The sequence below is a fragment of the Geobacillus sp. CCR genome, assembly GCF_052906625.1.
This window is the reverse complement of the sequence record NZ_JBREBQ010000022.1, coordinates 1-24,437: the sequence shown is the minus strand read 5'-3', so window position 1 is coordinate 24,437 and position 24,437 is coordinate 1. Positions and strand designations below refer to the sequence as shown.

Annotated in this window: 24 protein-coding genes, 2 rRNA genes and 2 other annotated features; all 26 genes read right to left on the bottom strand. The window is 52.4% G+C overall.

The window, feature by feature from the left end; genetic code table 11:
* Nucleotides 1-47 precede the first annotated feature (47 nt).
* Nucleotides 48-3,620, bottom strand: coding sequence for a DNA-directed RNA polymerase subunit beta (rpoB, locus tag ACVBDQ_RS12045; RefSeq protein WP_011229613.1), 3,573 nt, complete (start codon nucleotides 3,618-3,620; stop codon nucleotides 48-50).
* A gap of 413 nt (nucleotides 3,621-4,033) precedes the next feature.
* A complete protein-coding gene (locus tag ACVBDQ_RS12040; protein ID WP_013143980.1) occupies nucleotides 4,034-4,636 on the bottom strand; it encodes a class I SAM-dependent methyltransferase in 603 nt (200 codons plus the stop codon).
* Nucleotides 4,637-4,747: 111 nt separating this feature from the next.
* Entirely contained in the window at nucleotides 4,748-5,116 is a 369-nt protein-coding gene (rplL, locus tag ACVBDQ_RS12035; protein WP_012820484.1) for a 50S ribosomal protein L7/L12, read from the bottom strand.
* 54 nt (nucleotides 5,117-5,170) lie between these two features.
* Nucleotides 5,171-5,671 carry a 50S ribosomal protein L10 gene (gene rplJ / locus ACVBDQ_RS12030; RefSeq protein WP_011229610.1) on the bottom strand — a complete coding sequence of 167 codons (501 nt, stop codon included), beginning with the start codon at nucleotides 5,669-5,671 and terminating at the stop codon, nucleotides 5,171-5,173.
* Between the two features lie 47 nt (nucleotides 5,672-5,718).
* Nucleotides 5,719-5,882 (bottom strand) — a sequence feature (ribosomal protein L10 leader region).
* A gap of 47 nt (nucleotides 5,883-5,929) precedes the next feature.
* On the bottom strand, nucleotides 5,930-6,631 hold the full coding sequence (rplA, locus tag ACVBDQ_RS12025; protein ID WP_012820483.1) for a 50S ribosomal protein L1: 702 nt from the start codon (nucleotides 6,629-6,631) through the stop codon (nucleotides 5,930-5,932).
* A 181-nt stretch (nucleotides 6,632-6,812) separates the two neighbouring features.
* A complete protein-coding gene (rplK, locus tag ACVBDQ_RS12020; RefSeq protein ID WP_011229608.1) occupies nucleotides 6,813-7,238 on the bottom strand; it encodes a 50S ribosomal protein L11 in 426 nt (141 codons plus the stop codon).
* A gap of 234 nt (nucleotides 7,239-7,472) precedes the next feature.
* A complete protein-coding gene (gene nusG / locus ACVBDQ_RS12015) occupies nucleotides 7,473-8,006 on the bottom strand; it encodes a transcription termination/antitermination protein NusG (RefSeq protein ID WP_012820482.1) in 534 nt (177 codons plus the stop codon).
* A gap of 112 nt (nucleotides 8,007-8,118) precedes the next feature.
* A complete protein-coding gene (secE, locus tag ACVBDQ_RS12010) occupies nucleotides 8,119-8,301 on the bottom strand; it encodes a preprotein translocase subunit SecE (RefSeq protein WP_012820481.1) in 183 nt (60 codons plus the stop codon).
* Nucleotides 8,302-8,341: 40 nt separating this feature from the next.
* Nucleotides 8,342-8,491 (bottom strand): 50S ribosomal protein L33, encoded by a 150-nt coding sequence (gene rpmG / locus ACVBDQ_RS12005; RefSeq protein ID WP_012820480.1) that lies wholly within the window; start codon nucleotides 8,489-8,491, stop codon nucleotides 8,342-8,344.
* 93 nt (nucleotides 8,492-8,584) lie between these two features.
* Nucleotides 8,585-9,268 carry an RNA polymerase sporulation sigma factor SigH gene (sigH, locus tag ACVBDQ_RS12000; RefSeq protein WP_013143979.1) on the bottom strand — a complete coding sequence of 228 codons (684 nt, stop codon included), beginning with the start codon at nucleotides 9,266-9,268 and terminating at the stop codon, nucleotides 8,585-8,587.
* 36 nt (nucleotides 9,269-9,304) lie between these two features.
* Entirely contained in the window at nucleotides 9,305-9,817 is a 513-nt protein-coding gene (locus ACVBDQ_RS11995; protein WP_012820478.1) for an NYN domain-containing protein, read from the bottom strand.
* Nucleotides 9,818-9,820: 3 nt separating this feature from the next.
* Nucleotides 9,821-10,558: a 23S rRNA (guanosine(2251)-2'-O)-methyltransferase RlmB gene (gene rlmB / locus ACVBDQ_RS11990; RefSeq protein WP_011229602.1), complete on the bottom strand. Its 738-nt coding sequence runs from the start codon at nucleotides 10,556-10,558 to the stop codon at nucleotides 9,821-9,823.
* Nucleotides 10,558-10,983: a Mini-ribonuclease 3 gene (locus ACVBDQ_RS11985; RefSeq protein ID WP_014194591.1), complete on the bottom strand. Its 426-nt coding sequence runs from the start codon at nucleotides 10,981-10,983 to the stop codon at nucleotides 10,558-10,560. Before ACVBDQ_RS11985 ends, rlmB begins: the two co-directional genes overlap by 1 nt.
* Nucleotides 10,984-10,989: 6 nt before the next feature.
* Nucleotides 10,990-12,390: a cysteine--tRNA ligase gene (cysS, locus tag ACVBDQ_RS11980; protein ID WP_011229600.1), complete on the bottom strand. Its 1,401-nt coding sequence runs from the start codon at nucleotides 12,388-12,390 to the stop codon at nucleotides 10,990-10,992.
* On the bottom strand, nucleotides 12,368-13,105 hold the full coding sequence (gene cysE, locus ACVBDQ_RS11975; RefSeq protein WP_074043608.1) for a serine O-acetyltransferase: 738 nt from the start codon (nucleotides 13,103-13,105) through the stop codon (nucleotides 12,368-12,370). Before cysE ends, cysS begins: the two co-directional genes overlap by 23 nt.
* Nucleotides 13,103-13,338: a binding site (T-box leader), on the bottom strand. Its footprint overlaps the gene before it by 3 nt.
* A 72-nt stretch (nucleotides 13,339-13,410) precedes the next feature.
* Nucleotides 13,411-14,883, bottom strand: a complete 1,473-nt coding sequence (gene gltX, locus ACVBDQ_RS11970) for a glutamate--tRNA ligase (protein WP_011229598.1) — start codon at nucleotides 14,881-14,883, stop codon at nucleotides 13,411-13,413.
* Between the two features lie 203 nt (nucleotides 14,884-15,086).
* Nucleotides 15,087-15,563: a 2-C-methyl-D-erythritol 2,4-cyclodiphosphate synthase gene (gene ispF, locus ACVBDQ_RS11965; protein ID WP_013143976.1), complete on the bottom strand. Its 477-nt coding sequence runs from the start codon at nucleotides 15,561-15,563 to the stop codon at nucleotides 15,087-15,089.
* 14 nt (nucleotides 15,564-15,577) lie between these two features.
* Nucleotides 15,578-16,264, bottom strand: coding sequence for a 2-C-methyl-D-erythritol 4-phosphate cytidylyltransferase (gene ispD, locus ACVBDQ_RS11960; protein ID WP_012820472.1), 687 nt, complete (start codon nucleotides 16,262-16,264; stop codon nucleotides 15,578-15,580).
* 21 nt (nucleotides 16,265-16,285) lie between these two features.
* Nucleotides 16,286-17,380, bottom strand: coding sequence for a PIN/TRAM domain-containing protein (locus tag ACVBDQ_RS11955; RefSeq protein ID WP_012820471.1), 1,095 nt, complete (start codon nucleotides 17,378-17,380; stop codon nucleotides 16,286-16,288).
* Nucleotides 17,381-17,688: 308 nt separating this feature from the next.
* The gene (gene radA / locus ACVBDQ_RS11950) at nucleotides 17,689-19,062 is read right to left on the bottom strand and encodes a DNA repair protein RadA (RefSeq protein WP_013143974.1); all 1,374 of its coding nucleotides are present in this window, start codon (nucleotides 19,060-19,062) and stop codon (nucleotides 17,689-17,691) included.
* A gap of 77 nt (nucleotides 19,063-19,139) precedes the next feature.
* Nucleotides 19,140-21,572 (bottom strand): ATP-dependent protease ATP-binding subunit ClpC, encoded by a 2,433-nt coding sequence (clpC, locus tag ACVBDQ_RS11945; RefSeq protein WP_011229593.1) that lies wholly within the window; start codon nucleotides 21,570-21,572, stop codon nucleotides 19,140-19,142.
* Nucleotides 21,569-22,660: a protein arginine kinase gene (locus tag ACVBDQ_RS11940; RefSeq protein WP_011229592.1), complete on the bottom strand. Its 1,092-nt coding sequence runs from the start codon at nucleotides 22,658-22,660 to the stop codon at nucleotides 21,569-21,571. Before ACVBDQ_RS11940 ends, clpC begins: the two co-directional genes overlap by 4 nt.
* A 5-nt stretch (nucleotides 22,661-22,665) precedes the next feature.
* Nucleotides 22,666-23,214, bottom strand: coding sequence for a UvrB/UvrC motif-containing protein (locus ACVBDQ_RS11935; protein ID WP_011229591.1), 549 nt, complete (start codon nucleotides 23,212-23,214; stop codon nucleotides 22,666-22,668).
* Nucleotides 23,215-23,229: 15 nt separating this feature from the next.
* Entirely contained in the window at nucleotides 23,230-23,691 is a 462-nt protein-coding gene (gene ctsR / locus ACVBDQ_RS11930) for a transcriptional regulator CtsR (RefSeq protein WP_011229590.1), read from the bottom strand.
* A 264-nt stretch (nucleotides 23,692-23,955) separates the two neighbouring features.
* A 5S ribosomal RNA gene (gene rrf, locus ACVBDQ_RS11925) occupies nucleotides 23,956-24,072 on the bottom strand.
* Between the two features lie 232 nt (nucleotides 24,073-24,304).
* Nucleotides 24,305-24,437: ribosomal RNA gene (locus tag ACVBDQ_RS11920) — 23S ribosomal RNA — on the bottom strand; the annotation flags it as partial.

The following is a 24,437-nucleotide window of genomic DNA, read 5'->3' as shown; positions in this document are numbered from 1 at the left end:
GCGGCCAATGGCGGGGAACAACTCCCCGCCTGGCCGTTATGGCCGGTTTATTCTTTCGTCACCGCATCTTTCTCTTCGCCGGCTTCTTCCCGTTCGGCCGGTTTGACGTCCACCATGATGGCATCCGGTGCATGGTCATCATCATCATCAAAGTTTTCCATGTTCACTTCTTGTTCATCGCTCGTCAAAATCGTGACGTCCATGCCCAAGCTTTGCAACTCTTTGATCAACACTTTAAACGACTCCGGCACACCCGGCTCCGGAATGTTTTCCCCTTTGACGATCGCCTCGTACGTTTTGACACGGCCGACGACATCGTCGGACTTGACGGTCAAAATTTCTTGCAGCGTGTATGCCGCCCCATACGCCTCAAGCGCCCATACTTCCATCTCACCAAAGCGCTGGCCGCCGAACTGCGCCTTGCCGCCGAGCGGCTGTTGAGTGACGAGTGAGTACGGGCCGGTGGAACGGGCATGAAGCTTGTCGTCGACCATGTGGGCGAGCTTGATCATGTACATGATCCCAACCGACACGCGGTTATCAAACGGTTCACCCGTCCGTCCGTCATACAGCACCGTTTTTGCATCGCGCGCTAGACCTGCCTCTTCGAGGATGTTCCAAACGTCTTCCTCCGTCGCCCCGTCAAAGACCGGGGAGGCGATGTGCAGGCCGAGTTTTTTCGCCGCCATGCCAAGGTGCAGCTCAAATACTTGCCCGATGTTCATCCGCGACGGAACGCCGAGTGGGTTTAACATGATGTCAATCGGCGTGCCATCCGGCAAGAAGGGCATATCTTCCTCCGGCAAAATGCGGGAAATAACCCCTTTGTTTCCGTGGCGGCCTGCCATTTTGTCGCCCTCGGAAATTTTCCGCTTTTGCACAATATAGACGCGCACCAGTTGATTGACACCCGGCGGAAGCTCGTCGCCGTCTTCGCGGTTGAACACTTTCACGTCAAGGACGATGCCGCCGCCGCCGTGCGGGACGCGCAACGACGTATCACGCACCTCGCGCGCTTTTTCGCCGAAGATCGCGTGCAAAAGCCGCTCTTCCGCCGTCAGCTCGGTCATTCCTTTTGGCGTCACTTTGCCGACGAGCAAGTCGCCGTCTTTGACTTCTGCGCCGATGCGGACGATGCCGCGTTCATCCAAGTTTTTCAGCGCATCCTCGCCGACGTTTGGAATGTCGCGCGTAATTTCTTCCGGACCGAGTTTCGTATCGCGCGATTCGGCTTCATACTCTTCAATATGAATTGATGTATACACGTCTTCTTTGACGAGCCGTTCGCTCATGATGATCGCGTCTTCGTAGTTGTAACCGTCCCATGTCATAAAAGCGACAAGCACATTGCGGCCAAGCGCCAATTCGCCCTTATCCATCGACGGGCCATCGGCCAAAATTTCGCCCTTCTCAACGATATCGCCTTTTTTCACGATCGGCCGCTGGTTGTAGCACGTGCCTTGGTTCGAACGAACGAATTTCAGCAACCGATATTTATCTAGATCACCCTTGACTTCTTTGCCGTCCACTTCAATCAGCCGACGCACCCAAATTTCCTTTGCTTCGACGCGCTCGACGATGCCGCGGTGCTTGCAAATGACCGCTGCGCCCGAGTCTTTCGCCGAAACATACTCCATCCCCGTGCCAACGATCGGCGCTTCGGGTTCCAACAGCGGCACGGCTTGCCGCTGCATGTTCGCTCCCATCAGCGCGCGGTTCGAGTCGTCGTTTTCCAAAAATGGGATGCACGCCGTCGCTGCCGAGACGACTTGCTTCGGCGAAACGTCCATGTAGTCGACGCGATCGCGCTTGACGACGATGTTCTCGCCGCGGAAACGGGCGACAACGTTTTCTTCAAGGAACGTGCCGTCCTCCGCAAGCGGTACGTTCGCCTGCGCTACAACGTAATTGTCCTCTTCATCGGCTGTCAAATAATCGATTTGGTCCGTCACCCGCCCTGTTTCCGGATCGACGCGCCGGTATGGCGTTTCAATAAAGCCGAACTTGTTCACTTTCGCGTAAGTGGACAGCGAGTTGATGAGTCCGATGTTCGGACCTTCCGGCGTTTCAATCGGACACATCCGCCCGTAGTGCGAATAGTGAACGTCGCGCACCTCAAACCCAGCGCGCTCACGTGTCAATCCGCCAGGGCCAAGCGCGGACAGACGCCGCTTGTGCGTCAGTTCGGCCAATGGGTTCGTTTGATCCATGAACTGTGACAGCTGCGAGCTGCCGAAAAACTCTTTGATCGCCGCGATCACTGGGCGGATGTTGATCAGCTGCTGCGGCGTAATCGTGTTCGTATCTTGGATCGACATGCGCTCGCGCACGACGCGCTCCATGCGCGACAGGCCGATGCGGAATTGGTTTTGCAATAGTTCGCCGACCGAACGGAGGCGGCGGTTGCCTAAATGGTCGATGTCATCCGTATCGCCGACGCCGTGGAGCAAGTTGAAGAAATAGCTGATCGACGCAATGATGTCAGCCGGTGTAATATGTTTGACATCCTCGGCGATGAAGCCGTTGCCGATGACGTTGATCACTTTTTCGCCATCCGGGTCATTCGGGGCATAAATTTTGATCGTTTGCACCGAAATGTCCCCGTCCACCACCCCTTCGGCCGGGCGGTATGTCTGTAAGCCGACCCCTTTTTCCAAATACGGGAGCAGGCGATTCAGCGTTCGGCGGTCGATCATCGCTCCAGCTTCGGCGATGACTTCCTTGGTTTCGGGATCAATGATCGTTTCCGCGAGCCGCTGATTGAACAGGCGGTTTTTAATATGAAGTTTTTTATTGATTTTATAACGGCCTACGCTCGCCAAGTCATAGCGCTTCGGATCAAAAAAGCGCGACGCCAGCAAATTTTTCGCATTCTCAAGCGTCGGCGGCTCTCCCGGACGAAGACGCTCGTAAATTTCAATCAACGCTTTTTCCGTGCTGTCGGTATTATCTTTTTCAAGCGTATTGCGCAAGTATTCGTTGTCGCCGAGCAGATCGATGATTTCTTGGTCGGAGCTGAACCCAAGCGCACGGAGAAGCACCGTAACGGGCAGTTTACGGGTGCGGTCGATGCGAACGTAAACGACGTCTTTCGCATCGGTTTCATATTCAAGCCATGCGCCGCGGTTCGGAATCACTGTCGCCGAGTAGCCGCGTTTGCCGTTTTTATCAACTTTGTCGCTGTAATAGACGCTTGGCGAACGGACGAGCTGGGAAACAATGACGCGTTCCGCCCCATTGATAATAAACGTTCCGGTTTCCGTCATGAGCGGAAAATCGCCCATAAACACGTCTTGTTCTTTCACTTCGCCCGTTTCTTTATTAATCAAGCGAACTTTGACGCGAAGCGGCGCCGCATATGTAACGTCGCGTTCTTTCGCCTCTTCGACCGTATATTTCGGTTCTCCTAAACTATAGTCGATAAATTCAAGCGAGAGATTGCCGGAAAAGTCTTCAATCGGGGAAATTTCCCTAAACATTTCCCGCAGCCCTTCATCGAGAAACCATTGGTAGGAGGACGTTTGAATTTCGATCAAGTTCGGCAATTCCAGCACTTCGCTGATGCGTGCATAGCTTCTGCGTTGGCGGTGTCGCCCGTATTGAACTAGTCGGCCTGTCAAGAGTGATTCACCCCTCAAATGTAGACATTAGTGAAAACCGGAACCGGAACAGCTCCATCATCCGCTCTGCTCAGCAATCAATGCCTTCAAGGCGGACTGGCCGCTCCGTCATTCCGGGGCAAAGCACTAGGCATGCATGCGGCCGGCCCCCGCCATCCGGGCGGAAACGGCTTCGTTGCGTGCACCGCCGTTTCATTTAGGGGATTTAACACGCTCCCGGCGCGAGGAAACCAGGCGTTGAGTTGAATGGAGAAAAAAAGAAAATGGTTTCTATTCCAATAGAAAACCATATGGTTCGTTGTTTATTGATTTTATCATTGTTTCCATTGCGTCCAAAATTATACGTCATCCCCTCTGCACGGGAAATGTGCATATTTAGCATTTTATAATGCTACCACAATAAAAAAACGGTGTCAACATTTTTTCGCCTTTATGATATAATATCCTTTTTTCTTCGCGACGACTTCTACAGCGGGAAAGCATTCGTTCAGCTTTTGCAAGGCCGATGGGGCGCCTTGCTTTTTTTGAATGACGACCCATAGCTCGCCATGATCGAGCAGATGATCGCGGCTTTGTTCAAAAATCGCGTAAACGACCCGTTTGCCAGCCCGGATCGGCGGATTGGTGACGACCGCTGCAAATCGCTGTTCTCCGACTTCCGAAAAAAGATCGCTTTTGTAAATCACCGCATTGTCAATCCCGTTTGCCTGCTTGTTTTCCTGCGCCAGTTCGAGCGCCCGCTCGTTGACATCAATCATGTGAACGCGCCGGTTTGGAAACGATTTGGCCAAGGCAAGCCCGATCGGCCCATATCCGCAGCCGACATCCAACAAATCCCCAGCCACTCCCGGCTCCTCGAACGTTTCAATTAACAGGCGTGTGCCAAAGTCGACTTCGCGCTTTGAAAACACTCCGCTGTCGGTCGTAAAGCGGAATTCATGCCCCCGCAACACGTACGTCCACGTTTGCGGGTTTCGCTCCGACTTCGGATTGACTGAGTAATAATGCTCGCTCATCATCATCCCCTCCTCCTTGTCGACAGGCTGCACTGCCTTCCGTTATATAGTGTAACAAAAAAGAGGCCGTCCCTTGCTTCGGGCAAGCCTCTTTTTTCAATGGCGCAGCCATTACTTGATTTCGACTTTCGCGCCAGCTTCTTCGAGTTTTGCTTTGATTTCTTCTGCTTCTTCTTTCGCAATGCCTTCTTTGATCGGCTTCGGGGTGTTGTCGACCAAGTCTTTCGCTTCTTTCAGGCCGAGGCCAGTGATTTCGCGAACGACTTTGATGACTTTGATTTTTTGCGCGCCGGCGTCGGCAAGAATGACGTCGAATTCCGTTTTTTCTGCCGCTGCTTCAGCGCCAGCTGCTGCGCCGCCCGCGACAACAACCGGAGCCGCAGCTGTTACGCCGAATTCCTCTTCAATTGCTTTGACTAATTCATTTAATTCCAATACCGTCATGTTTTTCACAGCTTCGATGATTTGTTCTTTCGTCATCACAACTTCCTCCTTTGTTTTCTGAATGATTGTTAAGCACATATCGATGCGCCATTACGCGCCTTGTTCCTCTTGCTTGTCAGCCACCGCTTTAATCGCAAGCGCAAAGTTGCGGATCGGGGCTTGAAGAACGCTAAGCAACATCGAAAGCAACCCTTCGCGGGACGGGAGTTTCGCCAACGCATCGATTTCTTCTTTGCTGGCGATGTTCCCTTCGATGACGCCGCCTTTGATTTCCAATGCTTCATGCGTTTTCGCAAACTCGCTTAAAATTTTTGCCGGCGCCACGACATCTTCATTGCTGAAGGCGATGGCATTTGGACCGGTGAACACTTCATCCAGTCCTTCCAAGCCGACTTCCGCGAGCGCCCGGCGGGTCAAGGTGTTTTTGTACACTTTAAACTCGACGCCTGCCTCGCGCAGCTGTTTGCGCAACTCGGTCATTTCCGCCACGTTCAAGCCGCGGTAATCAACGATGACGGTTGCCTTGCTGGCCCGGAATTTGTCTGCGATTTCCGCGACCACTTGTTTTTTCAGTTCAATCGCGCTCGACACGTCCTGCACCTCCTGTAAGGAAAATGAGAGAATACCACTTATACCGTCTGCTCAATAAAAAACCTCCATGCCGCGTAGACATGGAGGTGTCGTTCAACGCACCGCCGCTCGTCCCCGACGCAGGGCGCGCTGTTCTATCGTCCACATACCTCGGTAGGAAATTAAGCCTCAAACAGGCACCTACTGTCTACGGTACAAATGATATTCATTTGTTCAGCCAAATGGCATTTTAACAGACGGACAAACAAAAGTCAACGGTTATTGTGCAACAGCAACCGTGGACGGGTCAACCTTGATGCCAGGGCCCATTGTGGATGTAATCGTGACGTTTTTCACGTACGTCCCTTTTGCCGCCGCCGGTTTGGCTTTCAAAATTGCTTCATAGACGGCTGCGAAGTTTTCAGCCAATTTCTCGTTGTCAAACGACACTTTGCCGATCGGAACGTGGATGTTGCCCGCTTTGTCGACGCGGTATTCCACTTTACCAGCCTTGATTTCTTGCACCGCTTTTGCTACGTCAAACGTGACTGTTCCGGTTTTCGGGTTTGGCATCAACCCTTTCGGCCCTAAAATGCGGCCGAGTTTCCCGACTTCACCCATCATGTCCGGCGTAGCAACAACGACATCAAAGTCAAACCAACCTTGCTGGATTTTGTTGATATATTCTGTATCGCCGACATAGTCAGCGCCAGCCGCTTCTGCTTCTTTCGCTTTTTCCCCTTTCGCGAACACCAACACGCGCGCCACTTTCCCTGTGCCGTGCGGCAGGACGACGGCGCCGCGAATTTGTTGGTCCGCTTTTTTCGGGTCGACGCCCAAACGGAACGCCACTTCCACCGTGGCATCGAATTTCGCGATGTTCGTTTTTTTCACGAGCTCGATTGCTTCAGCAATCGGGTATGCTTTGGAGCGGTCGACGAGTTTCAATGCTTCTAAGTATTTCTTTCCTCTTTTCGGCATGTGAAAAATCCTCCTCGGTTGTGGTTTTAGCGGAAAAACCTCCCACATTGAACGTTCTTCGCTTCTTTCGAAAACGAAGAAGCGGACGGATGCCCATTCATCAGGCCCGTCTTGCTGTTTTTGTTCATGGAGAGAGAGGTTGCCCAATGACGCAACCTCCCCTACAAACGACGCACCGGCTTTAGTCTTCAATCACAATGCCCATGCTGCGGGCCGTGCCTTCGATCATGCGCATGGCCGCCTCAATGCTCGCCGCATTCAAATCCGGCATTTTCAGCTCAGCGATCTCACGCACTTTGTCGCGTTTAATTGTCGCCACTTTGTTGCGGTTCGGTTCGCCGGAGCCCGATTCAATGCCCGCCGCTTTTTTCAGCAATACAGCGGCTGGCGGCGTTTTCGTGATGAATGTAAATGAACGGTCTTCAAAAACCGTAATTTCAACCGGAATGATCAACCCTGCTTGGTCCGCCGTGCGGGCATTAAACTCTTTGCAAAACGCCATAATATTGACACCGGCTTGACCCAACGCAGGACCTACTGGCGGCGCCGGATTCGCTTTCCCTGCAGGAATTTGCAGTTTGACGACCTTGATTACTTTTTTCGCCACGAGACACACCTCCTTAAGTCCGTGATGTGGTATTAGGGATTGCCCCTCCCACTCATCCGGCTCCGGTCTACTGAGCCGTTTTCCTATCTCCCGTTCAGTTGAGAGGATCAGCGTAAAAACAAAACGGCTCCCTTATACAAGTGTATAAGTTCACCGCCATATGTCTCCGTTTAAGAGACATACTGACTTTAAAATAGTATCACTTTTCCCTATCAATTGCAAGTTCTTTATCCATTAGATTTTTTCTATTTGCGAAAACTCAAGCTCCACCCGTGTTTCGCGCCCAAACATATCGACAAGCAGCTTCACTTTATGTTTATCCGGGTCAATCGCTTCAATTTTCCCTGTAAAGTTCGCAAACGGACCTTCTTTGATCCGCACCGTTTCATTTACCTCATAGTCTACGTCAACCTCGGCAAGCGGCATGCCCATCCGCTTCAAGATCATTTTTACTTCTTCCTCCATAAGCGGCGTCGGTTTCGAACCAGCTCCGCTTGAGCCGACAAATCCAGTGACGCCCGGCGTGTTGCGCACGACATACCATGAGTCATCCGTCATGACCATCTCAACGAGCACATAGCCAGGGAACACTTTCTTTTTCGTCGTTTTCCGTTTTCCGTTTTTGACGTCCGTCTCCGTCTCTTCCGGAACGACGACGCGAAAAATTTTATCTTGCATTCCCATCGATTCGACGCGTTTTTCCAAATTGGCTTTCACTTTGTTTTCATATCCCGAATATGTATGGACAACATACCAGTTTTTCTCCATCAACAAGCCTCCCCAAGGCGGTTTTCGTTTTGTTTTTTGCGCAAAACAAAAACCCGTTGCCGGGTTCCATACGCGCACGATTATCTTTCATTATAACATATCCTTCGTCCGCTTATTCAAACACGAGGCGAATCAACTCAGAAATGCCGAGGTCCACAACGGCAAAAAAGACGGTGAAAAACGCCACCGTGGCCAACACGACCGCCGTGTAGTTCACTAACTCCTTCCGGTTTGGCCAACTCACTTTTTTCAACTCGCGTACGACTTCTTTTAAAAAGTTGATTACTCGCTGCATCACTCGTACCTCCATCATCGTTCAAAACTATCTCCACCGTCTATTTCGTTTCACGATGGATTGTATGTTTGTTGCATGTTGAGCAAAACTTGTTGGCCATAAGGCGCTCACCAAGGCGACGTATTTGTTTTGCTGCCGTATAGTTTCGGCTTCCGCACTGCGCGCAAGCCAGCGTCACTTTTTGGCGCATCAGCATTCCACCGTTCCTTCGAGATGTCCATAAAAATTTATCATATTGGCTGTTTCGCTGTCAATGACATCTTTTGATGCGGCGGCGCGATGCCTACAAACTGATCTCGCGGTATTCCAAATATTTCTCGAGCTTCCGCTTGACGCGTTGCAACGCGTTGTCGATCGACTTGACATGGCGGTTCAGCTCTTCGGAAATTTCCTGGTATGAGCGTCCATCCAAATACAAAGCGAGCACTTTCCGCTCGAGGTCGCTGAGCAGTTCCGCCATCTTTAGTTCAATATCATCGACTTCCTCGCGGTTGACAATCAATTGTTCCGGGTCCGTCACCTGCGTGCCGGACAACACATCCATCAGCGTCCGGTCAGATTCATCGTCATAAATCGGCTTATCCAAGGAAACGTAAGAGTTGAGCGGAATATGCTTTTGGCGGGTCGCCGTTTTAATCGCGGTAATCATTTGCCTTGTGATGCAAAGTTCTGCAAACGCTTTAAATGAGGAAAGCTTGTCCCCCTTAAAATCACGGACGGCCTTATACAGACCGATCATTCCTTCCTGCACGATATCTTCCCGATCAGCTCCGACTAAAAAATAGGAGCGAGCTTTGGCGCGCACAAAGTTTTGATATTTATGGATTAAAAAATCAAGTGCTTCCCCATCCCCTTCGTGAACGAGCGCAACAAGCTGCTCATCGTCCAGCTGATGATAATCTTTCCCTTTCATTGCTTTCAAGCATTCCCCCACGCTGATCCCCCCGACCGCATCAATCGCTAACATGTATTATACAGGACAAATTTTTACAGCGTCAACCGCTCATTTTTCTCCTCTTCGCCATTTTTCAAAAATTTCAGCAATTCTATCATTTAGCGGAACTTTGGAGATCGGAGTGCGCTGCCGCATCGCTTTTACTTTTTGGGAAATGTCCCGCTCAACCGTCTCGACTTCATCCAATAGCTCGCGCGCCGACTTGCGCAGGGCGCCTTGGCCGAACACCGTCCATTGTTCGGTGTAGTCGGAGGTAGCGACATACACTTTTGTGCGCGCATTCATCAATGTTTTCGCCAACCGTTCAATTCGCTCATCGGCCGTCTCATGTTCCTTTGTAAAAATGACATCGACGTCGTAATGTTTATACTTTTTCTCGTTTCCTTGCACGAGGTGGGCATCGAATACGATCACGACATGGTCCCCGGTGAATCCTTTGTAGTCAGCCATTTTTTCAATCAATAAATCCCTTGCCGCTGCCAGATCGCCCTCTTCTTTCAGCCGGCGCAGCTCCGGCCACGCTCCGATGATGTTATAGCCGTCGACAATCAAAATGTTCATTAGCTATTCTCCCAACGGATACCGCTTCCGGTACACCTCGTACATGAGCAGGCTGGCGGCGACAGAGGCATTGAGTGAGGTGACATGGCCGCGCATCGGCAACCGGAACAAGAAATCGCACTTTTCAAGCACTAGGCGGCTGATCCCTTTTCCTTCGCTCCCGATTACGAGCGCCAACGGCATCGTGCCATCGAGCGAGCGGTAGTCGTCTTGAGCCGATGCATCCGTTCCGGCTACCCACACTCCGCGCTCTTTCAGCTCGTCAATCGTCCGCGCCAAGTTTGTCACACGCGCGACCGGAACGTGCTCAATCGCCCCGGTCGACGCCTTCGCCACCGTTTGGGTCAGCCCGACCGAACGCCGCTTCGGAATAATGAGGCCGTGCGCCCCGACCGCATCAGCGGTGCGCATGATGGCCCCTAAATTATGCGGATCCTCAAGCTCGTCCAAGATGAGAAAAAACGGCGCCTCGCCCCGCTCGGCGGCGCGAGCGAACAAGTCATCGATTTCATAGTAGCGGTAAGCCGCCGCCTGAGCGATCACCCCTTGATGAGCTCCTTCAGCCATCTGATCAAGCTTGCGCTTCGGGACATATTGGACGAGCACGCCCCGCCGCTTTGCCCATTCAAGCACAGGTTCGACGGTATGGCGCTGCGCCCCTTCCGCGATCCAAATTTTATTGATGTCGCGCCCGGCTTTGAGCGCTTCAATGACCGGATTTTTGCCGATAATGTAGTCCATCATTCCAACGCCCTTTCTTCCCTTTCAATAATGGCAAACGAACGGCCGATCAGCTCATCAACCCGCTTTTCATTATTAACCAAAAAATGATAACCGATGAGCGCCTCAAAGGCCGTGCTATGCCGGTATGTTTGCACATCCGTATTTTTCGGGATTGTGCCTGATTTGGCATTGCGGCCGCGGCGGACGATGTCCTTTTCCTCCTCGGTCAGGACGCCCTCGTCAAGCAACGCCAAAATCACTTGCGCTTGCGCCCGCGCCGACACATAGCGGACCGCCCGCCGATGCAGCTCATGCGGCCGCACGCTGCCGCCAGCAAGCAAATGGCGTCGCACATACACCTCGTACACGGCGTCGCCAATATAGGCAAGCGCCAGTCCATTTAACTGCTTCACATCGTTGACCGTTTCAAACTCCGCCATCATCGCGTGCTATCCCCGTTTCCATCTCGTTCCTTGCGGCGTGTCTTCCAAAATGATGTTTTTCGCTCTCAACTCGTCGCGAATGCGGTCGGCCAGCGCAAAATCGCGGTTTTTCCGCGCTTCATTGCGCTTTTGGATCAACGCCTCGATTTCCTCATCAAGCAGCTCATCCTGCTTCAAGGTGAGTCCAAGTACGTCCGCCAGCTGTTCGAACTCGCGCAAAAACGCGTGAATGACCTTCTCGGATGTCGTTTTTTCCTGCAAGTACAAGTTGGCCTGCTTCGCCAGTTCAAACAATACGGCAATGCCGTTCGCCGTGTTGAAATCGTCGTCCATTTCACGGATGAACGAGGCGCGGATGTCGGCAATGCGCGAAACCCATTCCTCGTCATTGTCCGTTAAGTTCGTGCTTGCCTGCAGGCGATGCTGCAAATTGCTGTACGCCGTCTTCAGGCGCTCGAGTCCGCGCCGCGCACTCTCAAGCAGTTCCTCGCTGTAGTTGATCGGATGGCGGTAATGCACCGACAGCATGAAAAAACGCAGCACTTGCGGGTCGATCTCCCGGATGATATCGTGAACGAGCACGAAATTGCCAAGCGACTTCGACATTTTTTCGTTGTTAATATTTAAATACCCATTGTGCAGCCAATATTTCGCGAACGGTTTGCCGGTCAGCGCCTCCGACTGGGCGATTTCGTTTTCATGGTGCGGGAATGTCAAGTCCTGGCCGCCGGCGTGGATATCGATCGTATCGCCCAAATATTTGCGCGCCATCGCCGAGCATTCGATATGCCAACCAGGCCGCCCTTTCCCCCATGGACTGTCCCAACAAATTTCTCCTTCCTTCGCTGCTTTCCAAAGGGCGAAATCAAGTGGATCGTCTTTTTTCTCCCCAATTTCGATGCGCGCCCCAGCTTGCAGCTCATCGATCGATTGATGAGACAGCTTGCCGTATTCGCGGAACTTGCGCGTCCGGTAATACACGTCGCCGTCGACTTCGTAGGCATATCCTTTGTCAATGAGCGCCTGAATGAATTCGATAATCGTATCAATGTTTTCGGTCACCCGCGGATGGATGTCCGCTTTTTTGCAGCCAAGCGCCTGAATGTCTTCAAAATACGCCTCAATAAACCGCTCAGCAATCGCCGGCACGCTCTCGCCGAGCTCGCGGGCCGCTTTGATCAACTTGTCATCAACATCGGTAAAGTTCGATACATACGTCACATCATAGCCGCGGAACTCCAAATAGCGGCGGATCGTGTCAAAAACGATGGCGGCCCGAGCATTGCCGATGTGAATATAATTATAGACGGTCGGGCCGCACACATACATTTTCACTTTATTCGGCTCCAACGGCTCAAACGGTTCTTTTTTTCGCGTCAGCGTATTATAAAGCCGGATGCTGCTCATACTCGTTCTTCCTTTCTTGTTGTTTCAATGCCTCAAGCTCGCTTTTCAGCCGGGCGATTTCCTCTTCAAGCTCCCGAAACCGGTCGGCGATCGGGTCAGGAAGGTCGGTATGGTTTAAATCTTTCTTCACTTTCACCCCGTCGCGCACAACGACGCGGCCCGGAATGCCAACGACGGTCGAATTGGGCGGCACGTCTTTTAACACGACCGACCCAGCGCCGATTTTCGAGTTTTCCCCGATCGTAATCGAACCGAGCACTTTCGCGCCGGCAGCGATCAAACAGTTGTCTTTGATCGTCGGGTGCCGCTTCCCTTTTTCTTTCCCTGTCCCGCCTAATGTGACCCCTTGATAGACGGTGACATTGTCGCCGATTTCGCACGTTTCGCCGATCACCACGCCCATGCCGTGGTCGATGAAAAAGCGGCGGCCGATTTTCGCGCCCGGATGGATTTCAATGCCAGTGAAAAAGCGGCTGATTTGCGAAATCAAGCGGGCAAGAAAGTAAAATTTCCGCTTGTAAAGCGCATGGGCGATCCGATGCGCCCAGATGGCATGCAGGCCGGAATATGTTAAAATGACTTCCAAATAGCTTCTCGCCGCCGGGTCTTGCTCAAAAATGACCTCAATATCCTCTTTTAACGTTTTAAACATAATGTCCTCCCTCCATCCCTCTAAGTTGTCTTGAATAAAAAAGCGTCCCTGTGCCGAAGACACAGAGACGCTTTTGGCGCGGTTCCACTCTGTTTAGCGAAACGGGGCGCCGTTTCGCTCACTCGATTCCGATAACGGAGATGCTCCGCTCCCCTCTACTGCAGAACGTCTCTGTTCCGGTTCGAAAGGAGACTCCGAGGCGCACTTCAGACAGCACCGAACACAAGCCGCTTCCAGCCAAGGCGGCTCTCTCTGGGATGCCGATGCTTCCTACTTCTCCTCGTCAACGCTTTTTCTTTATGCGCTTGTTCCATCGAAACTTTATATTATTATACCACATCCATCATGCAAACGTGCATAGAGGCCGATTAAAATTTTTCTTGCAACGCCCGCTCCAGCCGCTCGATCACTTTTTCTTTGCCGAGCAACTGAATGGCAAACGGCAGCTCCGGTCCGTGCGTTTGTCCCGTCACCGCCGCGCGGATCGGCATAAACAACTTTTTCCCTTTTTGCCCGGTCGCCTTTTGCACCGCTTTAATGGCCGCTTTAATCTCGTCTGCCGTAAACGGCTCAAGCTCACGCACGCTCTCAAGGAAGGTGGAAAGCACAGCCGGCACTTGCTCTTCAGCAAGCACTTGACGCGCCTCGTCCTCGTAGTCGATTTCTTCTTTAAAGAACAGCTCAGACAGCGGGACGATCTCCGCCCCGTAGCTCATTTGCTCTTGATACAAAGCAATTAAATCGCGCGCCCATTGCCGCTGTTCGTCCGTCATATCCGCCGGCAGGCGCCCGGCTTTCACTAAATGCGGCAAGGCCAGCTCGACAAGCCGGTCAAGATCAAGCTTTTTGATATATTGGTTGTTCATCCATGTCAGCTTTTTCGTATCAAACATGGACGGGGATTTTGACAGCCGGGAGACATCGAACATGCGGATCAGTTCGTCTTTCGTAAAAATTTCTTCCTCTCCTTCCGGCGACCAGCCAAGCAAAGCGAAAAAGTTGAACATCGCTTCCGGCAAATAGCCAAGTTCTTTGTATTGCGAGACGAACTGAATGATTGATTCATCGCGCTTAGACAGCTTTTTCCGCTGCTCGTTGACGATCAACGTCAAGTGCGCGAACTGCGGCGGCTCCCAGCCGAAATACTCGTATACCATGAGCTGCTTCGGCGTATTGGACAAATGTTCCTCACCGCGAAACACATGGCTGATTTCCATCAAATGGTCGTCGATGACAACAGCGAAATTGTATGTCGGAATGCCATTCGCCTTGACAATCACCCAATCGCCGCCGACATCTTTCGATTCAAACACCACTTTGCCGCGCACTAAATCGTAAAACTCGTACGTTTTCCCTTCCGGCACCTTCAGGCGGATCGTATACGGCTTCCCTTGCGCCTCGAGCTCCGCGACCTGCTCCGGCGTCAAATGGCGGCATTTGCCGCTGTACTGCGGAGCGGCGATGCCGGCCGCCCGCTGCGCCTCCCGCTCGCGCTCGAGCTCTTCCGGCGTGCAAAAACATTTGTACGCATGCCCTTGCTCAAGCAATTCATTCACATATTTTCGGTAAATATCGAGCCGCTCCGTTTGCCGGTACGGCCCGTAGCCGCCATCTTGATCAATCGATTCATCATAATCAATGCCGAGCCATTTTAAGTTTTCGAGCTGCGACTTTTCGCCGCCTTCGACGTTCCGTTCAATATCCGTATCCTCGATGCGGACGATCATTTTTCCACCGTGATGGCGGGCAAACAAATAGTTAAACAGCGCTGTCCGCGCCCCGCCGATATGCAAATGGCCGGTTGGGCTCGGCGCATAGCGCACGCGCACCTCTTTTGCCATCATCCAAACCCTCCACTTCCATCAAAGCTTGTGCTATTATTGTACCGTTTATCGCGGCAAAGTTCAAAACAGACAGCTCTCGCCTAAGCCGCACCACGCCGCCGACGCCCCCCCTTTACACCTCCTAGCCAGGACGGCGAACAAAGCGCTTATGTATTAAGGGAACGAGGCCTTCCCAAATGATGTTGCCAAAGGCCGCTCCATTAGCTTTTTTGCAGCAAGACGACCGCCTGGGCGGCAATGCCTTCCTCCCGCCCAGTGAATCCAAGCTTCTCCGTCGTCGTTGCCTTCACATTGACTTGCGAGCGCTCGGCTTCCAGCAACCGAGCGATCACCGCCCTCATTTCTTCAATATACGGCGCCATCTTCGGCTTTTGTGCGATGATCGTGCAGTCGGCGTTCACGAGCCTATACCCTTCCTGCCGAGCGAGCGCCCATACGTGCGCCAACAGCTCAGCCGAGTCGGCATCTTTAAAGCGCGGATCTGTGTCCGGAAAATGCCGGCCGATATCGCCGGCGCCGATCGCCCCAAGGCATGCGTCCGCCACCGCATGAAGCAGCACGTCGGCATCTGAGTGGCCGAGCAGCCCCTTTTCATACGGAATGGTGACGCCGCCAATGATCAGCGGACGCCCTTCAACAAGCTGATGGACGTCAAACCCTTGTCCAATGCGAAACATCTCTCCACCCCCATCTATTCGGCCATCCGGCTTGCCAAAATCGCCTCAGCAAACAAAAGGTCCTCCGGCGTCGTCAGCTTAATATTGCGATAATCCCCCTCAATGATCTTCACCGGCTTGCCGATTCGCTCCACAAGGCCGGCGTCATCCGTGCCGAGATAGCCAGCCTGTTTCGCCGCTTCGTGCGCTTCCATGATCAAAGACAGACGAAAAGCTTGTGGCGTCTGCACCGCCCACAAGCTGGAACGATCAATCGTCTGTTCGACAAACAAACCGTTCGCTTTTTTGATCGTATCTTTCACCCGCACTGCCGGGATCGCCGCCCCGTACTGAACAGCGGCGTTCACTAGCTCGTGCAAATGATGGACGCGGACAAATGGGCGGGCGCCGTCATGGATGAGAACAATCTCCTCCCCCGCGAGCGCCTGCAATCCGTTGTAGACGCTATGCTGCCGCTCCTCGCCGCCGTCGGTAAGCGCGGCGACTTTTCGAATGCGAAAGCGGGCGAGCAGCTGCTCAAATCGGCTTCGCTCGGCTGGGTTGACGACGAGCACGATGCGGGTGCACCACTCATCGCGCTCAAACACGTTCAGCGTCCGAACGATGAGCGGCTCACCGCCAAGCTCAAGGAATTGCTTGTTCATGCCGGCGTTCATCCGCTTTCCCCGCCCGGCCGCCAAGACAATCGCTTCGTAATTCATTGGCCGTTTCCCCTATTCGTTTTACAACGCTTTTTGCAGCAGTTTCAATTTGGCAAAAATCATTCTCCCCGCAGATGTTTGTAACACGCTGGTGACTAAAACGTCAACCCGTTTGCCGATATATTCTTTGCCATCTTCGACGACGATCATCGTCCCGTCGTCCAAATAGGCCACGCCTTGGTTATGCTCCTTCCCATCTTTAATGACGTGTACGTTCAGCTCCTCGCCTGGCAGCACGACCGGTTTGACGGCATTCGCTAAATCGTTGATATTCAAAACACGCACGTTTTGCAGCTCACATACTTTGTTTAAATTGAAATCGTTCGTCACGACAACGCCTTGAAGTTGCTTCGCCAGCTTGACGAGTTTGCTGTCGACTTCCTGGACGTCGCTGAAATCCGCTTCATGGATTTCCACTTTCATCGCCATTTCTTTTTGGATGCGGTTCAAAATATCCAAGCCGCGGCGGCCGCGGTTCCGTTTCAGCACATCGGACGAATCGGCGATATGCTGCAATTCTTCGAGCACAAACCGCGGAATGACAAGCGGCCCTTCCAAAAACCCGGTTTGGCAAATGTCTGCGATCCGCCCGTCGATGATGACGCTCGTATCCAAAATTTTCACAGCACCGCCCTTTGACGGTTCGTTTTCCGCTTCTCCACCTTTTTTCTTCGCCATGCGGTTGGACAAGGAAAATAAGTTCATCAACTCATTCCGTTTCTTTAAACCGACGCGAAACCCTAAGTAGCCAAGCAACACCGTCAAAAAAATCGGCAACACCGTATTCAACACTTGAATGTGAAACGACTGCAACGGCATGACAACGAAAAACGCGATAATAAGACCGAAAATCAGCCCGAGACTGCCAAACAGCACGTCGGCGGCCGGCGCCTTCACGAGCGTTTCCTCCACCCAGCGAATCATGTCGACCACATAATCGACAAGCCAAAACGTCAACAAAAAGAAAACGACTGCCCCCAGCACCGCCAGCGTATAAGAATTATTGAGAAGCGGCATGCCGCTCACATTCATCAGCTTAAGCAAGTCAGGAAAAAACATGGCGCCTAACGTTCCGCCCACGGCGAGGAAAAATAATTGCACAATGCGTTTGACCATCAGCCCATCTTCACCTCCCTATTTAACATTATAAACAGTTTCCAATGTTTGAAACCAATTGGAAGGCAATTTTTAATCGTTTTTGAACATTCGACATCTGCTTGTAACAATAGCGGAAAACGCCGGCCAAACGCCATAGTTGTTTCGGATCACCCTACTATTTTTTACGTACATCAGAGCGAAAAGGTTCAATCCTTTTAGGCTGTTTATGCCTCTGCTTGAACACTTAAGAATGAAGAGGCGATGAATTTTTGATTGCTCATATCCCCTTGGGCGCGAAGAAGCGGGTTGCGCAGGTGAAAGAGCGATTAACACATTGTATGCTCAAGCGCCTCGGCCACATGCGAAACACCGATCACTTGCACACCTTTTGGCGGCTGCCAGCCAGCTAAATTGTTTTTTGGCACAATGATGCGGGAAAAGCCTAATTTTACCGCCTCCTGCACGCGCTGTTCGATGCGCGAGACGCGGCGCACCTCTCCAGTTAAGCCGACTTCGCCGATAATGACATCCGCCGGATTCGTCGGCCGATCGCGAAAGCTCGAGGCGATGCTGACAGCGACCGCCAAGTCAATTGCCGGCTCATCAAGCTTCACGCCGCCCGCCACTTTCAAATAAGCATCTTGGTTTTGCAACAGCAGCCCAACCCGCTTTTCGAGCACGGCCATCAAAAGCGACACACGGTTATGGTCAAGGCCGGTTGCCATCCGTCTCGGGTTGCCGAAGCTCGTCGGCGAGACGAGCGCCTGGATTTCCACGAGCACCGGCCGCGTCCCTTCCATCGCCGCCACGACCGTCGAGCCAGCCGCTCCGCGCGACCGTTCTTCTAAAAACACTTCTGATGGGTTTTCCACTTCCTTCAGCCCAATGTCGCGCATCTCAAAAATGCCGATTTCGTTCGTTGAGCCAAAACGGTTTTTCACCGCTCGCAAAATGCGATACGTATGGTGTCGCTCCCCTTCAAAATAGAGAACGGTGTCCACCATATGTTCGAGCAGGCGCGGCCCGGCGATCGCCCCTTCCTTCGTCACATGACCGACGATAAAAATGGCAATGCCTTTTGTTTTCGCCAGCTTCATCAGCTCGGCCGTGCATTCGCGCACTTGGGCGACGCTGCCCGGTGCAGAGGAAATATCGGTGCGATACACCGTCTGAATCGAATCAATGATGACACAAGCAGGTTGAACCGTTTCAACCGCTGCCACAATGTATTCCAAATCTGCTTCCGCCAACACGTACAGCCGATCGCACTCCGCACGAAGGCGTCCAGCGCGCAGCTTTACTTGTTTGACCGATTCCTCACCGGAGACATACAGCACTTGATGCCCAGCGGCGGCCAGCTGCGCCGATGTTTGCAAAAGCAACGTTGATTTGCCAATGCCAGGGTCGCCGCCGATCAAAACGAGCGAACCTTTGACGATTCCACCGCCCAACACGCGATCGAGCTCCGCGCTGTTCGTTTTCATGCGCGGCTCTTGCACCGCCTCCACGGCTGTAATCGGGACCGGTTTGGCCGAACCCGCCCGCTCCGAATGAAGAAATGCGCCGCGCACAGTCGGTTTCTCCTGCTCAATTTCCTCAACAAGCGAATTCCATGTTTGGCATCCCGGACAGCGTCCAAGCCATTTGGCCGACTCATATCCACACTCTTGGCAAACGAACTTCGTTTTCTTCTTCGCCATCGATCTTAACCCTTTCTGTAACGTTTTCCAACGAAAAAAAGGCATGGGCAGGAAGCTGCCGCATGCCTTTTCTTCCCTCACACGACCGCCTGTTTCGACAATACGACAAACTCCCCGTCTTTGACATCCACGACGACTTTTTGCCCTTTGGCGATCGTGCCTTTTAACAATTCTTCGGACAAACGGTCTTCAACATGCTTTTGCAAGGCGCGGCGCAACGGGCGGGCACCGTATTCTGGATCGAACCCTTCGGCGGCGATTTTCTCAATGGCGGCCTCCGTCAGCTCAAGATCAATGTCTTGCTCTTTCAGCCGCTTCACGAGCGTATCGGCCATCAATCGGACGATTTGTTTCAGATGGTCTTTTTCGAGCGAATGGAAGACGATGATTTCGTCGATCCGGTTTAAAAACTCTGGACGGAATGCTTTTTTCAGCTCATCCATCACTTTGCTTTTCATATCTTTGTATTGCTGGTTCCCGTCTTGAATGTTGAAGCCAACGTACTTATTCCGTTTCAGCGCATCGGCGCCGACGTTGGACGTCATGATGATGATCGTGTTGCGGAAGTCGACCGTCCGCCCTTTCGAGTCAGTCAGCCGCCCATCTTCCAACACTTGCAGCAAAATATTGAACACGTCCGGATGCGCTTTTTCCATCTCATCTAACAGGACAACCGAATACGGCTTGCGGCGCACTTTTTCCGTCAGCTGGCCGCCTTCTTCATAACCGACATACCCCGGCGGCGACCCGATGAGCCGCGATGTCGAGTGTTTTTCCATATACTCGGACATATCGATGCGAATGAGGGCGTCTTCATCGCCAAACATCGCTTCTGCCAAGGCTCGGGCCAACTCCGTTTTCCCAACGCCGGTCGGACCAAGGAAAATGAACGAACCGATCGGGCGTTTCGGGTCTTTCAGGCCAGCACGGGCGCGGCGCACCGCTTTGGCGACCGCTTTGACCGCCTCGTCTTGGCCGACGACACGCGAATGCAAAATTTCTTCCAGCTTGAGCAGCCGCTCCGTTTCCGTCTCAGCGAGCTTCGATACTGGAATGCCGGTCCAACTCGAGACGACCGCGGCGATGTCTTCGACCGTCACTTCCAAATTTTCTTGGCCTTGTTTTTCTTTCCACGCACGTTTCGTTTCCTCCAGTTCTTCGCGCAGCCGCTGTTCCATATCGCGCAGCGACGCCGCTTTTTCAAATTCTTGGCTTTGCACGGCCGCGTCTTTTTCTTTCCGCACTTCCTCGAGCTTTTGTTCAAGTTCTTTCAATTTCGGCGGTGCGGTGAACGAACGAAGGCGCACTTTCGAGCAAGCCTCGTCGATCAAATCGATCGCCTTATCCGGCAAGAAACGGTCGGTAATGTAGCGGTCGGACAACTTGACGGCTTGCACGATCGCCTCGTCGGAAATCGAAACGCGGTGGTGCGCTTCATACCGATCGCGCAACCCTTTTAAAATTTGGATCGATTCTTCCACTGTCGGTTCATCAACGTAAATCGGCTGAAAGCGGCGTTCAAGCGCGGCGTCTTTTTCAATATATTTCCGGTATTCATCGAGCGTTGTCGCGCCGATGCATTGAAGCTCCCCGCGCGCTAACGCCGGTTTCAAAATGTTCGACGCGTCGATCGCTCCTTCCGCCCCACCGGCGCCAATTAATGTATGCAGCTCATCGATGAACAAGATGATGTTGCCCGCTTGACGAATTTCATCCATCACTTTTTTCAGTCGGTCTTCAAATTCCCCCCGGTATTTTGTTCCGGCGACGACTGTCCCCATATCGAGCGTCATGACCCGCTTGTCGCGCAGCGTTTCCGGCACTTCGTTATTGACGATTTGTTGGGCTAACCCTTCAGCAATGGCCGTTTTCCCAACGCCCGGCTCGCCGATCAACACAGGATTATTTTTCGTCCGCCGGCTTAATACTTCAATGACGCGCTGAATTTCTTTACTGCGGCCGATGACCGGGTCCAGCCGCCCTTCGCGGGCAATCGCTGTCAAATCGCGGGCGAGGCTGTCAAGCGTCGGAGTGCTCACGTGCGAAGCACCGCCGCCATGGCCTGACATCGACTCATTGCTGCCAAGCAGCTGCAACACTTGCTGGCGCGCTTTGTTCAAGCTTACTCCCAAGTTGTTCAGCACGCGGGCGGCCACCCCTTCGCCTTCGCGGATCAACCCAAGCAAAATATGTTCTGTGCCGACGTATGAATGGCCGAGCTTCCGCGCTTCATCCATCGACAGCTCAATCACTTTCTTCGCCCGCGGCGTATAGTGGATCGTATGCGACACTTCACTGCCACGGCCGATGAGCGATTCGACTTCTTTTTGAATTTTATCTGGGCCGAGCCCAAGCGCCATGAGCGCCTTAGCCGCGATCCCCTCGCCCTCGCGGATGAGGCCGAGCAAAATATGTTCTGTGCCGATATTGTTATGGCCGAGGCGAATGGCTTCTTCCTGCGCCAGCGCCAGCACTTTTTGCGCCCGTTCCGTAAATCTGCCAAACATCATCGTTCATCACCCTCCATCTTTCTTCGTTCCTCCATCTTTAAACGCTCCCGGATCAGCGCCGCGCGGCGGACGTCCCGTTCTTCAGGGCGAAGCGCCCCGCCGGCATATTGCTGCAAAAATCCCGGCTGCGTCAAAATCATCAGCTCATTTAAAATGTTGCGCGAGATGTTCTTGATATATCCTAGATCAATCCCTAAGCGAACATCGGACAGACATTGCGCCGCTTCTTTCGATTCGATGACGCGGCAGTTGGCCAGTATGCCGTATGAACGGAACACCTTGTCTTCTAATTGTATGCCCAAAGTTTTCACTAATGCCTGACGAGCCGCTCTTTCTTGGGCGATCAGCTGCTGAACGATCGTATGCAAATCAGCAACAATGTCTTCCTCCGATTTCCCAAGCGTGATCTGGTTGGAAATTTGGAATATATTTCCCAACGCTTCACTCCCTTCACCGTATGTTCCACGGACAACAAGCCCAAGCTGGTTGATGGCAGGAATAATACGGTTAATTTGCTGCGTCAGCACAAGCGCCGGAAGATGCATCATCACCGAAGCCCGCAATCCCGTCCCGACATTGGTCGGGCAGCTCGTTAAATAACCAAGCCGCTCGTCAAAGGCATAGTTGACATACCCTTCAATCCAATCGTCCAATTCGCTCGCCGCCTCGAGAGCCTCAGCAAGCTGCAACCCCGGGAATAGGCATTGGATGCGGATATGATCCTCCTCGTTGATCATGATGCTGATTTCTTCATTTTCCGAAAGCAGACAAGCGCCAAACGGCGAATCCTCAGCCAGATGTGGACTAATTAAGTGTTTTTCTACCAATACCCGTTTTTCAATCGGCTGAAGCTCCGACATTTTCAACAACTCGAAGCGGCCTGCCCCTCCGTAAGAACGATGGGCGAACGTCCGTTCAAACAACGCGACGATTTGCATCGCTTCTTCACTGCTAAACAGCGTTGGAAAACGAAAGTCAACGATGTTGCGCGCCAGTCGGATGCGACTGCTTAAGACGATGTCCGAATCCGGCCCCTCTTGGCTCATCCACGCGCTGACCGCCGTATTGAAAAACTTCTCGAACGACATACCGCTTACATATCCCCCTCTCCGCGTCGACGCAGTTCATCCTCCAACGAGCGGATTTGGTCGCGCACCTCGGCCGCCCGCTCGAATTCCTCACGAGCAACGAGCTCCTGAAGCTTTTGTTTCAACATAGCAAGTTGCTTGCGCAAATGGAGAACGCCGCCTTTTCGCTTCGGAATTTTTCCTGAATGAGCGGTATTGCCGCTATGGAGCCGTTTCAAAATCGGCGGCAAGTAGCGTGCAAACGTCCGGTAGCAGTTAGCGCAGCCGAACCGCCCGATTTGTGTGAATTGATGGTATGTCATTTGGCACGTCTCACATTGAAGTACATCCGGGTTCGGAAACGCGTTCGCCGTCATCTCTTTCATCGGCGCTTGAAAGTTAAGAAGCCCCGCCAACAAGTTGTTGAGTGAAAAATCATCATTGCCGTAGAACGTAAACATATGGCCATGCTCTCTGGCACATTGCTCGCAAAGATGGAACTCCGTTTTCTCTCCGTTTACAATTTTTGTAAAGTGCATCGTGGCCGGCCGCTGCTTGCATTCTTGGCAAATCAATGCCTCCCCCTCCCCCTATTTGTATTTCAGCGACGTCAGCATCGCTTTTAACATGCGGGCCCGCAGTTCGTCCCGCTCGGGCAAATCGATATATAAAACAGAACGATCCATAGCGCTTAACATAATTTTCGCTTCCCGCTCCGAAATTACCTTTTCTTCAACGAGACGTTTTACCACATCTTCGGCATTCGATTGGCTGATGCGGTGGCCGACAAGCTCGAGCAGCTGGTCAATAAGCTGTGCTTCACTCTTTGTCTTCACTTTCATAATGCGGATATACCCACCGCCACCGCGCTTGCTTTCGACGATGTACCCTCTTTCAAGGGTAAACCTCGTATTGATGACATAGTTGATCTGCGACGGAACACATTGGAATTTATTAGCGATTTCGCTTCGTTTAATTTCAACGATATCTTGGTCGCTCATATTGAGCACTTGCTTTAAATATTGCTCAATGATGTCGGAAATGTTCGGCACTCTACCTACCACCTTCCTTACAACCAAGCTGCCTGGCGATGGGCCGTCCGCTGACCAGGACACCCCACTGCCTATTTGTTGACTTTGACTATATTTGACCTTACTCTTACTATACAATGTATTACGGAAAATTTCAAGAGTGACCAAAGAAGGAAAACTAACTATAGAATATCCGTTTTTTTGGACAATAAAACGTCAAGCAGCCGAATAAATGAAAAAGCACGCCTTTTCTTCCAAGGAAAGAAAAGACGTGCTTTCCATTTTGCCTAGCAACGACCTACTCTTGCAGGGGCGCTGGCCCCAACTACCATCGGCGCTGGAGGGCTTAACTTCCGTGTTCGGGATGGGAACGGGTGTTTCCCCTCCGCCATAGCCACTAGGCAACAATGGACAAGTCTTGTTATAAGGAAAGTTGACCTGTTGTCAAGACTTTTTCATTCCCTCAAAACTAGATAACCGTGCTCAGGAAGAAGCCGCTCGCCTGCGCTTTTCGCATTGTCCAGCTCCGGCTCGCCGCCGCTCGGGGTCAAATAACCTTCGCCTTCGGGATGTGAACATCCCTGCAGGCGAAGAACATTTGCCCGTCGCGGCGACCCGCTCGCCTGCGCTTTTCTTGGTTAAGCCCTCGATCGATTAGTATCCGTCAGCTCCACGTGTCGCCACGCTTCCACCTCGGACCTATCGACCTCGTCATCTTCGAGGGATCTTACCCGCTTTGCGCGGTGGGAAATCTCATCTTGAGGGGG

Excerpts from the sequence above, each read along its gene's own strand:
- ACVBDQ_RS12040 (WP_013143980.1), bottom strand. The coding sequence starts at position 4,636 with ATGAGCGAGCATTATTACTCAGTCAATCCGAAGTCGGAGCGAAACCCG.
- rplL (WP_012820484.1), bottom strand. The coding sequence starts at position 5,116 with ATGACGAAAGAACAAATCATCGAAGCTGTGAAAAACATGACGGTATTG.
- rplA (WP_012820483.1), bottom strand. The coding sequence starts at position 6,631 with ATGCCGAAAAGAGGAAAGAAATACTTAGAAGCATTGAAACTCGTCGAC.
- nusG (WP_012820482.1), bottom strand. The coding sequence starts at position 8,006 with ATGGAGAAAAACTGGTATGTTGTCCATACATATTCGGGATATGAAAAC.
- secE (WP_012820481.1), bottom strand. The coding sequence starts at position 8,301 with ATGCAGCGAGTAATCAACTTTTTAAAAGAAGTCGTACGCGAGTTGAAA.
- rpmG (WP_012820480.1), bottom strand. The coding sequence starts at position 8,491 with ATGCGCCAAAAAGTGACGCTGGCTTGCGCGCAGTGCGGAAGCCGAAAC.
- sigH (WP_013143979.1), bottom strand. The coding sequence starts at position 9,268 with ATGTTAGCGATTGATGCGGTCGGGGGGATCAGCGTGGGGGAATGCTTG.
- ACVBDQ_RS11995 (WP_012820478.1), bottom strand. The coding sequence starts at position 9,817 with ATGAACATTTTGATTGTCGACGGCTATAACATCATCGGAGCGTGGCCG.
- rlmB (WP_011229602.1), bottom strand. The coding sequence starts at position 10,558 with ATGGACTACATTATCGGCAAAAATCCGGTCATTGAAGCGCTCAAAGCC.
- ACVBDQ_RS11985 (WP_014194591.1), bottom strand. The coding sequence starts at position 10,983 with ATGATGGCGGAGTTTGAAACGGTCAACGATGTGAAGCAGTTAAATGGA.
- cysS (WP_011229600.1), bottom strand. The coding sequence starts at position 12,390 with ATGAGCAGCATCCGGCTTTATAATACGCTGACGCGAAAAAAAGAACCG.
- gltX (WP_011229598.1), bottom strand. The coding sequence starts at position 14,883 with ATGGCAAAAGAGGTGCGCGTGCGCTATGCGCCGAGCCCAACCGGCCAT.
- ispF (WP_013143976.1), bottom strand. The coding sequence starts at position 15,563 with ATGTTTCGCATTGGACAAGGGTTTGACGTCCATCAGCTTGTTGAAGGG.
- ispD (WP_012820472.1), bottom strand. The coding sequence starts at position 16,264 with ATGAATTACGAAGCGATTGTCTTGGCGGCCGGGCGGGGAAAGCGGATG.
- ACVBDQ_RS11955 (WP_012820471.1), bottom strand. The coding sequence starts at position 17,380 with ATGGTCAAACGCATTGTGCAATTATTTTTCCTCGCCGTGGGCGGAACG.
- radA (WP_013143974.1), bottom strand. The coding sequence starts at position 19,062 with ATGGCGAAGAAGAAAACGAAGTTCGTTTGCCAAGAGTGTGGATATGAG.
- clpC (WP_011229593.1), bottom strand. The coding sequence starts at position 21,572 with ATGATGTTTGGCAGATTTACGGAACGGGCGCAAAAAGTGCTGGCGCTG.
- ACVBDQ_RS11940 (WP_011229592.1), bottom strand. The coding sequence starts at position 22,660 with ATGTCGTTCGAGAAGTTTTTCAATACGGCGGTCAGCGCGTGGATGAGC.